This window comes from Caballeronia sp. LjRoot31, assembly GCF_964253885.1.
GTDB lineage: Bacteria > Pseudomonadota > Gammaproteobacteria > Burkholderiales > Burkholderiaceae > Caballeronia.
In genome coordinates this window covers 1,102,664-1,118,180 of the sequence record NZ_CAXURX020000003.1, presented here as the reverse complement: position 1 = coordinate 1,118,180, position 15,517 = coordinate 1,102,664, and the positions used below count along the sequence as shown (strand labels likewise).

The window sequence follows — 15,517 nt, the reverse complement described above, 5'->3', positions numbered from 1 at the left end:
CTAATCGCGAAAATTAAGTATTCAGCGCGCGCTTTCGACGCAATAGATGAAGAATGCGTTTCCCTTGATTGATCAAGCGACTTTCCGCACCTTGTGGCAATCCCGTTACTCTCCAAAGTAGTAGATGAACGGCTACATAAAGACTTGCGCCGACACATATTTTTATCGCCAAAAGCCCAATTTGTTGAAAAGTGCTTAAATTCTGGAGCTCATGATTTGGGGTTTTCATAACCTCGATTGCAAGCCACATGATGGCAACTGAGACCATGCTCCGCCAACTGGCAATCAATGGGTCAAACATCCGACCGTTAACTAAGTTCGCACCTAACCACAAGCCATAAAGCAAGAAAAATCCCCCGGAAATCATGCGTGCATAAATTATGCCGAGAAATCCACCCATATAAAATCCCACGAACATCAAAGAAACGCGTACGAAGAAAAATATCAACGTGCGAACGAACAACAGTCGTCCCTGATTCAGAGAAAGCGCGAGCGATTCTATACTGCCAAGTAATGATTGCAAGGCCACAAGTGGTGCAAGAAAGGTAATTACCGGAATCGCAAGATCCCATTGTGTGCCGACCAGCGCATAGATGAAGTCTGATGCTAGTGCGGAAACGCCGAAGCCAATTGGCAGCGCCACGGCGAGCGTAACCGACTGTATGTCCCGATATCCCGCTCTCAGCCGCTCCGCACTCGTCGACATTATGGAGAAAGCTGGTAGCAATGCGCTACTTAGAGGTCCGACCACATCGCCGGTGGCCATCGTTGTGACTTGCTGCCCGACGTGGTACGCGCCTAGTGTCTTACTGCCAGCATCCCGGCCGATTAGGAAATAATCGACCTTGCTATTCATATAATCTAACGTTCCGATCAAAATCATCCAACTTCCATAAGATACTAAGTCGCGGTAGTGAGTTAAGCAGAACCGTATCCGTACTTTGATTTTCCAATATGAAAATATCATCGTTAGAAGATTCGTGGCAATCGAACCAATCACGAGAGCCCAATAACTTCGCACTAATAGTGCGGCTGCTATTCCAATAACGCTGCCACAAATAGTCGCGAAAGCTCTTCGCTTTGCGTCTCGGGTAAAATCAAGATTACGGGCGAAAAGCAGAAAATATGGATTGTGGACGGATCCAATTACAGATGACACCGCGAGAGCATATAAGACAGCCTCAAGTCTTGCATCATGCATCAAACTGGCAAGCATTCGGGCAGATGCGATGAGGATGACTCCGACTATTACACCTCGAATGACATTAAGAGTAAAAGCCGTATCGAGATGATCTCTCGATATGTTTTCGGAACGAATAAGTGCTCCGCCCACCTGGAGATTTGAAATGATGTCGATAAAGCCGACAATGGTTGTCGCTAACGCTACAACGCCGTAATCTGCTGGTGTCAAAAGACGGGCGAGGATTGCCGTACTCACAAGCTGGAATAGCCGCAAGAGCAAATTGACACTCCACAGAACGGCCACGCCGCTCACGACGCGGTCACCAATCTTGTCGTGGTCGCGTTTAGCAAGCTCATGGTCAGGGAGAAGCACGTTGGTTTTATCCGTCACACTATCTCCGACTACCGTACAATGCGCGGCTCTTCATACGACAGGTGGTCTCCGAATAAAAGATGTGAAATTTGTTGGAAATTAGATAACAGCGCGATCTGCTTTTCACCCATCGGCCGCCGCGCAGTTTGTGAAATACGATGCGGGCATAGGCCAGGTCACTAACACGAATGGGGCATTGCTAGGAATGGTCCGTCCCCATCATTGATTTCGGCCTTCGCTAAAATAGCCGTGTTTTTGACCGCAGCGCGTGATCACGCCGCCCTTGCCTGACGCGTCAACCGTAAGTCCATGGTTTTGATTCTTGCCTTGCAATGTGCATTTTGCTTAGATCTGCTGAGAAATCGTCTAGAGTGCCGGTTGACTTCTGCCGGTCGGTGTTAGCTTTCTGTCTAGTTTTCGCTGACAGGAAGTGATATCTAAAGAAATCATCGACGAAGATCTCCGGTCGCTCATTGAACCCCTTCTGCCTGTCCGTGCGCAGTCTAACCGTCGAATGCAGTCCCAAACCTATATCGGATCGAGCAGCCCCACCGGCGTCGTGTTCGTGTTGCGCTCAGCCGTTGCGTAAAATCTGTTACTGCAGAAAATGGGTTACGCCTCAGGCACTGCCTGCTGGCGGCAGATCCACGACACGCTGCTGGCCGAAATGTGCCGACGCGGCCAAGTCCATCTAGCGCGCGATTGACGACGGTTCATCTAGAAATTTCCCCAAGACATCATTACGCAATGCGCTCTACATTGCGTGCAGGCTCAAACAACCCCTTACGCCGGACGTCTCCGATCACGTCAGACACTTCCGTTAGGGGCGCAAGACACTGTAGTTTTTATGTTTTAACGGAACTACCACAATTTACGATCGGCTTTGGGCCACCTATCTGTCTCACATCCATCACAAGCGCCCATCAACTGATTCCGACCGCGCCGGTGCCATGCCCCCCAGCCGCACACCCAATCCCATCTGCCTGTGAAACAACGCCTCATACGCGCCTAACACGCGCTCCCACTGAAAACCCGATTCGAACTGCGCAATCGTCGCCGCGCGCATCACACTGACCTCTTCGTCATTACCGAACAACGCCGACATGTGTTCCTCACACTTGCTCACCGAGTCAAAAAAACGAGCATGCGCACCTGCAACCCATCGGTTAAACACATTGTCGTGCGCGATGACGGCGTTGCCCGCACCCAGCGCTTCCACTAGCGACGGATTCGTCCCACCCACCCGATGCCCGTGCAAATAAAATCTCGCGTGCTGCCGCAAAGCATTCAAGGTCGAACGTTCATAGATCGGACCGACGAACAAGACTTCTTCGCTTGCCGCACTAATCACCTCGTGGTGGTAAGCATTTCGATCTGAATCGAAGGTCCCGAGCACAACAAGCTTCGCGTCCCGACGTTGTTTCGAAAATGCCTGGACGATCTCGAGTATCGAGTTTTCGGGCTCGGGGCGCGCAATCACAATCCCATAGTTATCCGACCGAATCCCATACCGCTCCAAAGTGACCTCATCACTACAATCGACGCGATCTCCGCCATAAGGGATCATCGTGATCTTTGCGCGTGTGACTCTGGTCGCCAAATGGTCGGCAATCGCCGGATGGTCCGCGATCAGGTGGTTTCCGACCCAACAGCCAATCCGTTCGTTAGCCCAAAGCCACGCTCGCTCGTGAAAACGCCATTTCTGCCGATGCCACTCAAGACCGTCCATGTTGATCAGATTGGTGACCCCCATCAACCGCAGCCAGAGACAGAACACCGCCGTGTTGTAACCCAGGGTGAGTGTGAGATCAGGCTTGCGTCTTGCCGCATCGCGTACACACTGCCAGTCGAATTCCATCGTTCCCAATGCACCCTGCCGGCGCGCGGGTATGACAATCCGGTGCACACCCTTCCACACGTCCTCGTAACGGATTTCGTCGCCTTCCAGACCCTGACAATAGACCGTGACGCGCCATCCCCGCTCGACTAGATAAAGAGCCAGTCGCTCCGCAAACGTCTCGAATCCGCCGTGGCTCGCGGGAATTCCGCGAGTGCCTAAAATCGCTATTGTTTTATCCATGGTCACAGATTTATTGCCGTCGGGTTACGCTGCAGTGCCCTGAAGCGGGTGTCGCATCGGTTGCTATCTGCTAAAAATTTCAGGAGTGCTATATGAAGCAAGTCGAAGCGGCCAGTATTAAAAGCCGCTCCGACGCCCCAACGCTCAATTCCCCGTCATGCACAACCCCAATGCCTCACGCCAGTCAGGCGCATACACTCTGAAGCTCGCTGCGGTTTTATCATTCGACAGCCGTGAGTTGCCGGGTCGAGCCGCCGAGGTCGGATACGACACAGCCGGGATCGCTTTCACACGCGGCTTCTTTTCCAGACCAGACAGTTCGAAGATAGCTTCGGTAAAGCCGTGCCACGACGTCTCGCCGGATGCCGTCAGGTGATAAATCCCCGAATGCTGCGACCACCAGTCGCTACGACCGCTCCCAATCGCTTGCGCCAAGATATTCGCGCTCAACGAGGCAATCGTGTTCGACCATGTCGGCGCACCGAACTGATCCGCCACCACGTTCAATTCCTCCCGCGCCGCGCCAAGCCGCAACATCGTCAGGAAGAAGTTCTTCCCCCGCGATCCGTACACCCAACTCGTGCGGAATATCAGGTGATGACAGCCGGCAGCAGCGATTGCCTGCTCGCCCGCGAGCTTGCTCCTGCCATACACGTTCTGTGGATTGACAACGTCGTCTTCCACATAGGCCCCATTCTTGGCGCCATCGAACACATAGTCCGTCGAATAGTGAACGAGCGCCGCATTCAGCCGCCTCGCCTCAACCGCTAACAGAGCCGGCACCTCGGCGTTCAGGCGCATTGCCGCATCCACGTCGCTTTCGGCTTTATCGACGGCGGTATAAGCAGCGGCATTTACGATCATCGCCGGCCTGATCTCACGGACAACGCGACGGACTTCATTTAGATCGGCAAGGTCCAGCTTATTACGATCAAGCGCTACGACATGACCTAGTCCCTGCAAACTGCGCACGAGTTCAAACCCGACCTGGCCCTGTGCGCCGGTTAGTAGAATGGTTTTTGGCAGGCACAACGTCGAGGATGTGCTCACAAATAGCACTCCGCGTTGGACAGGCGTTTCCCTGCAGCATCCTTTTCAGCCAGCAGCAGTTCAAAGTCGCCCGGCCACTCGATGCCGATCTCCGGGTCGTTCCAGACGATGCAACGCTCGTGTTCCTGGTACCAATAGTCAGTGGTCTTATAGAGAAACTGTGCGGCCTCGGAGAGCACCACGAACCCATGCGCAAATCCTGCCGGAACCCACAATTGACGATGATTTTCTTCCGACAGATGTACCCCGACCCACTTGCCAAAATTCACCGAGCTCCTGCGGATATCGACGGCGACATCAAACACCTCGCCTTGCACTACCCGCACGAGTTTCCCCTGCGCGTGCTCGATCTGATAATGCAGTCCCCGCAATACGCCACGTGTGGATCGAGAATGGTTGTCCTGCACAAAATTCACCCCCGACTCAACCTGCTCGGAGAATTCGAACGCATTGAAGCTTTCATAGAAGAAGCCCCGATCGTCGCCAAAGATCCTTGGCTCAATGAGCTTGACTTCGGGAAGCGCGGTAGCGGTTACTTTGATGGCCATGCGACCTGGTCCGTAGGAAGATTTAGCAGGTATTGGCCATATGCATTCTTCGCGAGCGGCGTAGCAAGCCTCAGCAACTGTTCGTCGTCGATCCAGTGACGGCGGTAGGCGATCTCCTCGGGGCAAGCGACCACCAGTCCCTGGCGCTTTTGCAAGGTCGCGATAAACGTCGCGGCATCGATCAGCGAGTCGTGGGTCCCCGTATCAAGCCACGCGTAGCCGCGACCCATGATCTCGACGTTCAACTTCTGGTCTTCCAGATAACGCGCATTGATGTCCGTAATCTCAAGCTCGCCGCGGGCGGACGGTGTAATGTCGGCCGCGATATGGCAGACGTTTTTGTCATAGAAATACAGCCCGGTCACCGCATAGTTCGAACGCGGTCTGACGGGCTTTTCTTCGATCGACACTGCACGGAAATCCCGATCGAATTCGACCACGCCATAGCGTTCCGGATCCTGCACGTGGTACGCAAATACGGTCGCCCCATCGGCGCGGGCATCCGCGTTCGCCAGTTGCCTGGCAAGGTCGTGCCCGTAGAACAGGTTGTCGCCGAGAATCAAGGTCGACGGATCGTCACCAATAAAACTGCGCCCGATGACAAACGCCTGCGCCAGCCCATCTGGCGACGGCTGCACCGCGTAGCTGATATTCATGCCCCATTGGCTGCCATCACCAAGCATGGCCTCAAACCTGGGCGTGTCCTGCGGCGTCGAGATGATCAACACGTCGCGAATACCGGCCACCATCAAGGTTGATAGCGGGTAGTAGATCATCGGCTTGTCGTACACAGGCAGCAACTGCTTCGACACCACATGCGTGATTGGATAAAGCCGTGTGCCCGAGCCGCCTGCGAGAATAATTCCTTTGCGCGCCATGATTAGTCCGTGCTCGTAAGTTCGCGCTGCGCGTAGTTGGTTTCAACCCACCGTCTATACTCGCCAGAAGCTACATCGTCGGACCACACCTGGTTATTCAGATACCACCGCACAGTCTTTTTCATTCCAGTCTCAAACGTGTCTGTGGGCCTCCAGCCGAATAGTTGCTCGAGCTTGCGTGCATCGATTGCGTAGCGGCGGTCGTGTCCCGGGCGGTCCTTCACGTACGTGATTTGCTCTCGGTACGAACCGCTCGTGCGGGGCTTGAGGTGATCCAGGAGGTCACACAGCGTGTGTACCACTTCGAGGTTGGTCTTTTCATTCCAACCACCGACGTTGTACGTTTCGCCCGGCTTTCCATGCAGCAGCACTTCGCGAATCGCGTTGCAGTGATCGCCCACGTACAGCCAGTCGCGTACATTCCCACCGTCTCCATAGACCGGTAACGCCTTGCCGGCGATGGCGTTGTTGATCATCAGCGGAACCAGCTTTTCGGGGAATTGATAGGGCCCGTAATTGTTGGAACAGTTCGTCGTCAGAACCGGCAGGCCATAGGTGTGGTGATATGCACGCACCAGATGGTCCGAACCAGCCTTCGTTGCCGAGTAAGGACTATTCGGTGCGTAAGCCGTGGTCTCCGAAAACTGTGGATCGGTCGATGAGAGTGAGCCATAGACCTCATCGGTAGAGACATGCAGGAAGCGAAACGCGTTCTTCAGTTGATCGGGCAACGCACTCCAATAGCCACGGGTTGCTTCGAGCAGCGTGAACGTACCTATGACGTTCGTCTGCACGAAATCCGCCGGGCCATGAATCGAGCGATCCACATGGCTTTCCGCGGCAAAGTGCAGAACCGCGCGGGGCTTGTGCTCTGCCAGCAGCGCATCGATCGCAGCGCGATCACAGATATCCGCACGCACGAAAATATGGCTCGAGTTGCCTCGCAGCGAATCAAGCGTCGAAAGGTTGCCTGCGTAAGTCAGTTTGTCGACATTCACCACGGTTTCGTCGGAACTCTGCAGCCAGTCGAGTATGAAGTTTCCGCCGATAAACCCGGCGCCTCCAGTCACAAGAATCATAGATAACCCTTAGCAATCCTGTTTATACATGGTTCGAATGTCTGACCAATTCTTTGTCGTCACCGCATAGCCATCAGCCGCTCGCCCGCAGGCAATCTGACACACGGTTCCGTAGGCGCATCAATAAGCCGTACTGTGAGTAAACCCCTTCAACACCGTTGCGGCCACAATTCGCATATCTAACGCGAACGACCAGTGTTGGAGGTAGTAAAGATCGTGCTCGACGCGAGCCACCATCTTCTCGATCTTGTCGGTCTCCCCTCTGAAACCATTGACCTGCGCCCAGCCGGTTATACCCGGCTTCGCACGATATCGATCGAGGTATCCCTCAATCAACGGTCTATATAACTCGTCGTGCTCAAGAGCGTGCGGCCGCGGCCCCACCACCGACATCTCACCTCGCAGAACATTGAAAAACTGCGGTAGTTCGTCAAGACTCGTGCGGCGCAGAAAACGCCCGACCGCAGTGATGCGCGGGTCATTGCGCGTTGCTTGCTGTACTACGCCATGCGCCTGACCGTGAGGGCGCATCGTACGAAACTTGTAGATAGTGAACACTCGCCCATCAAGTCCCTTTCGCTTCTGCCTGAATAGCACGGGGCCTCGCGAAGAGAGCTTGATGGCAATCGCGATAGCAACCAGAACGGGCGATATGACAAGCAGGACAACCGCAGCGAAGAGCCGATCGAATGTCTCTTTCTCTGTCATTGCATCTCGACTCATGGACTGCGCAGACAGGCTGATCGCCGGTGCGCCGAACAGGTTCAAGACTCCACCGCGATTGACCGAAAGACCCTGAATGTCAGGGAGGAAACGAATGTTCACGAGCGTATCGCGGAACAGCTCGATGCATCGAAGCACCAGCCGTTCTTCTGACAAAGGGAAAGCGAGCCACAACTCCCCTATAGCGGTCTCACGCACGTGTGCCGCCAGCGCATCCAGCTGGTGGAATACCGGCGTGACGGATCGTGACGGCTCACTAGTCTCACCTGCTTTCCAGTCTAATCTCGCCGCGATTCGGAACCCGGAGGTCGCATTCTCTTCAATGTCACTCACTATCCGGTGATAGTGAGCCCCACAACCCACAACAGCGACGGGCCGAACGTCCAGTCCCGCGTGCCTGAAGCAACCCAGCGTGGCGTAAATCGACATCCGCACCGCGACAAAAGCAGCCCCCGTCAGACCTGTCCAGTACAACAGCCATGTCATCGGCACGGTTTCCAACCTGTCCAAACCCAGAATCACCAAAGTTCCCGCAGCCTGCACGACTCCCCATGCGAGCAACAAGCGCATTGCCAACTGGGGCATCGAGCGTGCTCTCCATGATCGATAAATTCCGAATACGGGAAGCACGTTAGCCGCCAGAGCAAGCGCAATGGCGACGAATACAACGTGTGAAAGCCGATGTGGCATGACGGTCCCGAAGGTCAACCGATCAGCTGCAGCAGCTCCCGCCATGATCAACACGACATCGCATAGACGCGCTAGAAATCCCTTCACCCCGTTTCTCCCCTCGAATCGTGCTCGCGTGTCTATGCTCGCTAAGCCGATAGCTGCCAACCAGTGTCAGAGAATCAAACTTCTGATTACGTGCTTTCTGAGCGCGACCAGATCGCTGACTCCCGCTCACCCGTGCCTGGTCCTAATCGATGCCTTGATCTACGCCCGACTTTCAACGACGGGAAACGCTGCCCGCAACAGTGCGGATACCTAAGCGTGGGACGATGTGTATTCTTGGGATCCTGATGCTTGTAGTGCGTCTTCGGTATAGTCTTGCGCCCGCGCCACCGCCGGCGGCATGCGATCTGACAGAGCTTCCGTAAGGACCCGAATCGCCTATCGCCAAACCCAAGGACCTCAAGTACCGATTGATCACTGTTGGCATGCATCATCGCCGCGCACGTGTGACAAGGTCAGTCAAAAACTTGTCGCTGAACGCCATCTCGATGATTTCGGGCGTTCAGTTGAGCCACTCGTTTGTGGACGAGCGGCGCACAGGACGACTTTACCGGCACACCTGCGTCTGGCAAAAAAGACCATGCTTATGTCGGACCAAAGCCCCAACCCTCGATTACCCTTTGGCATCGAAAATTGGCTAAAAATCATCTGGAGCGAGCGGTGCTTAAAGAGAATAGCGGCATGCTGCAGGCAATATCAGAATTCAACCGGTCCTATCTGCTGCTTGCGCAACGCGCGTTAAGACAGGGTGATATCAAGGGCGGCCAGTTGCTCGGCGTGTCTGACGAAACCGCCGTTCTGATCAGCCAGTTGACAGAAGCCCAAATCGAAAACCTGTCTAATCGTAGTGATCTCCTTTGCGAGATTCGTCTCTCGGATCCAGCACGCCTAATGGCACGGATCTAGCGGAGAAATGATTCCCGAAAGCGACAGTTGGAACGACGGTTCTATAAGCAACCCGCTTGAAATTGGCGGATTGCTGCGTAGCCTTGCCCATCGGCTCGACAACCTGACTGCCGACTATGGAGAACAGCACACCATCACGCGCATCCTCGATGTGGACATCGCCGCGCGGACATTTATATTTGATTCGAATGCTGATCAAATAAAGTTCGAAGTGACACTCAGTGGAGTCCGTTGGATTTTCCACGCGGCACCGCGCGGCATCCGGATGGAATTTTCGGTCGACGGCGTGCAACCTGTCGCCTTCGAAGGGAAGACGGCCTTCAAGGGAAGGTTTCCATCGGTCCTTCTTTGCAGGCAGAGACGTGAGTATTTCCGGGTCCGGACACCCGTACTGGATCCCTACCTCTGCAGCGGTTTGCTAGCAAACGGCGAGCGCTTCCATGCGGAGATTGTCGACCTGTCGCTTAGTGGCGTTGCCCTACGCATGATAGATGACCATCTGGGCAACCTTGAGACGGGCAGTATCGTGCGCGGCGCCGAGCTTCATTTCAGCGGCCAAAGTCCTATCTCGCTCGACCTCCAGTTTGTGTCCTATCGCGACCTCGATGGTATTGCCAGAAGCTCACGCTTCATTCTTGGTTTCAAGTTTTTGTCGCTGCCAGGACACACCGAAAATGTGCTGCAACGTCTGATCGCCCGACTGGAGTTGGAGCGCCGATTGATGCCGTGACGTGGAGGTATACCCTGCCGTACGTGTCTCGGCGACAATTGCCATGAAAATGGCCGAAGCGTAGTCAAGCGCCGCTCTAAGAGAGCATTCTCTGAAGTTTCGGCGATTCCCCGGACAACCGAAACGTTTAAGCTGACACATGCTGTCGGCTTTTTTCCTGCTTGCACGAAAAACACGTCGCGTGGTGAAGTCAACTCACTGCTAAAACAAATCGACTGCGGCGCGCTCCGATTAAATAATAATTTGCAAACCTAATTTTTAGATCCTCTGCGGATGATGGTTTAGCAAAACTCGTTATTTGCGCACGTGCCAGTCTTCCACGCAATAAAACGTTTCTTGCCGAAAAATCATCGACCCGTCCCACACGAACGATTGGATGCCACCGGCAGTGCACCTTCCCAAGGATATGCTCAAAAGCGTCAAAATCTTGCCTTCTTATGTAAGGACCTTTCGCCGCATTCATTGATCGCTTAAAGTTCCCTTGCTCGCCTCTCAGTCGAGCGATATAACCTCGGTTTCCTACTCGCCTGCTACCGGGCGAGTAGGTTTTTTTGGGGACCTTCTTCGCATCCACCTCGCTGCGCTTTTAGGACCGCCCCCATTGGCGAAAGACGTCAAGGTTATGTCGGATCGAATCAATTACCTTCTCTTACAGTTCTACATCAAAGGTCGGCCATAGGCGGCGCGAAAACAAGCAGCGAAAATGCAAACTACTGCAAACGCTGTGCGCAGTCTCGTAAGCCATGCGATCTTATCTAATCGTTACTTTCCGCGCGAGAGGTGCCTCCCTCCTGGCACATCTGATGACGCGCCTTTGGCCGATGACGACTTCTGGAGGATGGTGAGCCAAACTGCCTTGCGACACCAACCAATTGAACGATGGCTGTTTTTACCGTCGGTGAAAGCAGTGCATCGCTCGCTGCAATCGCGTGAACCAATCCGCTCACTTCCTCCCATAATTGCTCAATATAACTAAATAATGATCAAATCGATGCACGGCTTCGATGTTGGATTACATGCATAAAAAAAAGCGATGCGATCATCATAGCCTCGTTCGGGAGGCACATCTCCTTGGAGTCGTACTTGCATTTTCCACGTCGGCGTACGCGGCTGATCCGACGCTCTCGTCGCTGGGCCAGTCAGGTGGGTTGACGATCCCGTCGGCTTTCGTTCTGCCGCAAGGCACTTTCGAAGCGCAGGGCAATGACTATATTGATCCGCGATACGGAAGGGCCGCGACCGGCTCGCAGGTTTACTGGGCTGGCATCGGGCTTTTTCCGTATGTGGAAGTATCCGGCGGGCTGGCGAACTATCCAGCGGACACCCACGTTCAATTACCCGGCGTAGAGCATTTTGTCTTTCGCCACTTGATGGCGAACGCGAAAGTCCAGATACCGATTTTTTTCAAGTATCAACCAAGCATTGCATTTGGCATCACCGACATCGGGGGCCAAACCCATTACTTTCGTTCAAAGTATGGCGTGGTATCACAGACTTTCGGTCCGCTCGCACTGACTGCCGGCTACGGCCAGGGTGATCGGCTAAGCGGCGCCTTCGGGGGAGCAGAGGTATCGCTTTGGAACACCGGCTTGTCGGTACTAGCGGAAGACGACTCGAAAACGCCTTACGCCGGCCTGCGCTATCGCTCGCCCTCAATCCCCTGGCTGGCAAATGCAAGCGTGATCGGGACGCTGGTTCGTTCGTTGAAGGCCACGGACGGCGTTGCGCCAAGAACCTCCTTTGCAGTTGCGGTGCAAATCCCATTCGGTCAGCGATTCACGGCTACAAATTGTACCGGTGACCTATGCGAGAACGCGCCGCCTCCGATAGCTGAAGTGCCCACGCCCAGCGACACTGCGCCGTCGGCGTTCAACGGTGTGTCGCTGTCGAATGCATGGGTAGACCACCCGCCTGATTTCAAGGGCGCATCGGTTGCATACGCGTCCACAACGCGCTCATCGATGGCGAGCCTTGACGACAACACCACGCCCAACGCCTCCTTCGCGCACACACTTTCCGTTGCGCCTGACCCCGCGGTGCTGGACGAAATTGTCCAGCGTCTTACATCGGCTGGACTCGAACGGGTGCGCGCCGGCGTGGTGGGCGACGACCTGATCGTTGAATACGAAAATCATCGATATAACCAGAACGAAGCGGATGCGCTGGGCGTTGTATTCGGCGTGGCAACGGCCGAGGCTCCTGCGAGCGTTGGATATCTGCGCGTGGTGATCAAGAAAGCGAATCAACCGGTCGGCGAAGTTAGCGTCTCACGGGCCGCTTACGCAGAATTTTTAAAGAACGGCGCGCAAGCGGCGGTCAACACCTCCCTGACGATGCGCACGCGTCCGACCTATGATTCAGACCAGGTGGCCTGGCATGGCGACGAGCACAAGCATGGGCTCGTCCGCGTTCGTGTTCAGCCAATTACGAACTATCTGTTTGGTACGGAATACGGCAATTTCGATTATTCGGTGGGTGCGAGTTTTGAGACCTTCGTTCCGCTCTGGCGCGGGGCTGAGTTTTATACAAACACAATTGCGCCGCTATTCAACAGCCAAAACCTCAACAACGGCCGCGTCTTTAGTCAATACCGATTGCGCGGTGGCCTGACCACGGCAGCGCTTGCTCAAAGCTTCTGGATCGCGCCGCAGATATTCAACGTCACGGCAATAGGCAAGTTCGAACACGACTATCTCGGCGTCGAGAACGAGACGACAGCATTCGTGCCGGGCAGACCGGACCTGATCCGGTTACAGCTCGCTTACCTGCATGGCGAACCTGCGCACGATACGTTGTCGGATGTGAAGAACGCCGTGCTGACTTATCGATGGGTTCAACCATCGTGGAACCTGTGGATCGAAGCAGGCGCCGCGCGATATGTCGGCGGCGACAAGGGACCGTTGCTCACCGTGACCCGCTGGTTCGACGATGTGTCGGTAAGCATCCACGGCGAGCATAGCGGCCACGGCAGCTTTGTCGGTGCAGGAATCAGCTTCCCACTTACGCCACGTGAGGGCATGAAGCCGGGCCTCGTGCAGCTCTCCGGCGCGACGCAGTTCGCGCAAGATTTCCGCACACGGGTCGGTTCAACCAACTACATAGCGGGCAACGCGGATCAAACCCTCGCATTCGACTACAGCACGCAGCTGGATCTGCTGAACAGCGGGAGATTCAGCGCCGGATATTTCGCGACACAGCTATATCGGATGCGCGACGCGTACTTCCGATATGTGGTCCCGGGCTCCACTCCCCCATCGGCACAGACAAGCCCATGAAAATCGCGTATCGACCGTCCCTGCGCGGCGGGCAATTGCCGGGTAAGTGCAAGTACAGGACAGGCCGTGAAGCCTGGTGATTGAGACTAATTTTTTGGGGAAAACCATGAATCGCTTTAACACGCCGGTATTGCGTTGCTTGCAGTTTGGATCGATCGCTCTCGCCACCAGTACGCTATTTGCTTGCGGTGGCGGCGGCAGCGGCAGCTCCCCCAACGGCACAATCAACGGCACCGTTGCTATTGGCGCGCCCATGCAAAACGGCGCAATAACATTCGTTTGCAAGAATGGTTCGGCCAATACCACCACTGATGCAAACGGCGCATTTTCTGTGACGTTCAAATTCGATGGTCCTTGCACGATCACCGCGAGCGGCGGTGCGACGACGCTGCACTCCTTCGCCCCGGGCGCCGGGACGGTAAATATCACGTCGCTGACCGAGTTGCTGTTGAGTTATCTGGCCGGCCAGCTGGGCACGACTGTTGATAACTTGCTTGCCGTTCTTCCGACTAATTCGACCTATCAAAGCGCTCTCTCAAATAGTTCGACGATCGCCAACGCGGAAACGGCAGTTGCGAAGATTGTTAAGGATACCTATGGCATCACGTTGTCGTCGTCGGCATTTCTGACAACGGCATTCACGGTCGGCCAAGGCCAGGATAAGGATCTTGATCAGTTGACGGCGGCTGGTGCGATCAACGTCACTGGCGAGCCAGTAGCAACATTGACTGCGGCGGTGACGGCAGCAGGTACCGCTGCGGGTGGCGGGTCTTCAGGTGGCACACCGGGCGGAGGTGCCACGGGTGGTACCGGCGGCACGGGTACCACCACGCAGTAAGGTCGGAATGCGGAACGTCCGGGTCTGCGCCGTATTGTGGCTGGGTACCAAACCGGTACTATGGCGCTGACCCGATCTGCCAGGATGTGCGTCGCGCCGAAACTACACATCTACGATATCGATCCTGGATACGTCGTTACATCATTGTGCGGAAGGAACCGGCTTGCGGATTTTCTTGCGAATGTCGTTGCTGCGTGATGAGTCGCCCCCGAACTCCCACGGCGGTTCGAGCACGTAACGAACCCCGGAACGAAACGCTTGACCGGGCATACCATCGCCGCATGTCAGCTCAGTCCACGCGTGGGCATGATCTTGACCAGGCGCGCAAGCCTCGCTTGCGGCATAAATACCAACCTATGCATAGGCGACCATGCCCCGGTCGAAGTGTTTCCATTGACTCATCGCGGGCTCGCTTTCGTCGAAACCAAAGCGGAATCGCGTCAACTAACTTGCTAACTGCTAGTGCACACGAGATAACACATCGGGCATCTAAGAGAGAAGCCGCGCGCCAACCCCTTCCCGATACCCGCCATTAGAACCGTGTCGCAGCCTGGACAAACAGGGACACCGACATTGCTGGCGGCACTCCGACTGACCGGCGCGACATCTGCTGGTTCGGTCATTGTTTTTTGTCGATTGGCGGTCCAGGCGATCTTGGATTTGATTCGGTTCATCGGAACTCAGTCACATGAAAAGAGGAAGTCGAAAGCCCGGCAGCAGTTGCTAATCCTGACAGATACGGGATGTCCTCAAAAAACGAAACCTTGCCGAAATCCGACCTTTTCATGCTCATAGGGCGCGCCGGCGAAACCGAACACGCGTTGCCAGCCGAGCTGACAGAGAGAATCGAAACGTTGATTGCGGCCCGCACCCCGCAAACACGCGCATGCGGGGTGATCACCGCTTGGGGGATCGCTTGTCATTGAGCGGTGCCGAGCGCTGCTTTGGAATTTTGTGCACGTCGAGACCAGCGTTATTCATTACCGTGCAGTCACGAACAGCCGTGGCACGACGCCGCGCGTATTGGACTGTCCGAAGGCGAATAACGCACCAAGGTTCGGTACTGGGGGACGGGAAATTACCGTCGACTCGAAATACTTGAGCTAGCCGCCCGGGGTTT

General features: G+C 55.1%; 11 protein-coding genes. 4 read left to right on the top strand and 7 right to left on the bottom strand.

The window, feature by feature from the left end; all coding sequences use genetic code 11:
• Positions 1-13: 13 nt before the first annotated feature.
• From ACSQ8V_RS33690 to ACSQ8V_RS33660, 7 genes are all read right to left on the bottom strand, one after another.
• A complete protein-coding gene (locus tag ACSQ8V_RS33690) occupies positions 14-1,573 on the bottom strand; it encodes a lipopolysaccharide biosynthesis protein (RefSeq protein ID WP_436208704.1) in 1,560 nt (519 codons plus the stop codon).
• An 892-nt stretch (positions 1,574-2,465) separates the two neighbouring features.
• A complete protein-coding gene (locus ACSQ8V_RS33685; protein ID WP_436208703.1) occupies positions 2,466-3,635 on the bottom strand; it encodes a DUF1972 domain-containing protein in 1,170 nt (389 codons plus the stop codon).
• A gap of 144 nt (positions 3,636-3,779) precedes the next feature.
• The gene (gene rfbD / locus ACSQ8V_RS33680) at positions 3,780-4,685 is read right to left on the bottom strand and encodes a dTDP-4-dehydrorhamnose reductase (protein ID WP_436186073.1); all 906 of its coding nucleotides are present in this window, start codon (positions 4,683-4,685) and stop codon (positions 3,780-3,782) included.
• Positions 4,682-5,233 (bottom strand): dTDP-4-dehydrorhamnose 3,5-epimerase, encoded by a 552-nt coding sequence (gene rfbC, locus ACSQ8V_RS33675; protein WP_436186072.1) that lies wholly within the window; start codon positions 5,231-5,233, stop codon positions 4,682-4,684. The genes rfbD and rfbC overlap by 4 nt, the downstream gene beginning before the upstream one ends.
• Positions 5,218-6,111, bottom strand: coding sequence for a glucose-1-phosphate thymidylyltransferase RfbA (gene rfbA, locus ACSQ8V_RS33670; RefSeq protein ID WP_436186071.1), 894 nt, complete (start codon positions 6,109-6,111; stop codon positions 5,218-5,220). Before rfbA ends, rfbC begins: the two co-directional genes overlap by 16 nt.
• A gap of 2 nt (positions 6,112-6,113) precedes the next feature.
• Positions 6,114-7,190 carry a dTDP-glucose 4,6-dehydratase gene (gene rfbB / locus ACSQ8V_RS33665; protein WP_436208702.1) on the bottom strand — a complete coding sequence of 359 codons (1,077 nt, stop codon included), beginning with the start codon at positions 7,188-7,190 and terminating at the stop codon, positions 6,114-6,116.
• Between the two features lie 120 nt (positions 7,191-7,310).
• Positions 7,311-8,726 (bottom strand): undecaprenyl-phosphate glucose phosphotransferase, encoded by a 1,416-nt coding sequence (locus ACSQ8V_RS33660; protein ID WP_436209239.1) that lies wholly within the window; start codon positions 8,724-8,726, stop codon positions 7,311-7,313.
• A 441-nt stretch (positions 8,727-9,167) separates the two neighbouring features.
• Between ACSQ8V_RS33660 and ACSQ8V_RS33655 the strand changes: the two genes are divergently transcribed.
• The 4 genes from ACSQ8V_RS33655 (at position 9,168) to ACSQ8V_RS33640 (ending at position 14,397) form a co-directional block, all read left to right on the top strand.
• Positions 9,168-9,554: a flagellar transcriptional regulator FlhD gene (locus ACSQ8V_RS33655; protein ID WP_436208701.1), complete on the top strand. Its 387-nt coding sequence runs from the start codon at positions 9,168-9,170 to the stop codon at positions 9,552-9,554.
• A 7-nt stretch (positions 9,555-9,561) separates the two neighbouring features.
• Positions 9,562-10,284: a flagellar brake protein gene (locus ACSQ8V_RS33650; RefSeq protein ID WP_436208700.1), complete on the top strand. Its 723-nt coding sequence runs from the start codon at positions 9,562-9,564 to the stop codon at positions 10,282-10,284.
• Positions 10,285-11,300: 1,016 nt separating this feature from the next.
• Positions 11,301-13,559 (top strand): YjbH domain-containing protein, encoded by a 2,259-nt coding sequence (locus ACSQ8V_RS33645; protein ID WP_436208699.1) that lies wholly within the window; start codon positions 11,301-11,303, stop codon positions 13,557-13,559.
• A gap of 106 nt (positions 13,560-13,665) precedes the next feature.
• Positions 13,666-14,397, top strand: coding sequence for a carboxypeptidase regulatory-like domain-containing protein (locus tag ACSQ8V_RS33640; RefSeq protein ID WP_213765983.1), 732 nt, complete (start codon positions 13,666-13,668; stop codon positions 14,395-14,397).
• Positions 14,398-15,517: the final 1,120 nt, after the last annotated feature.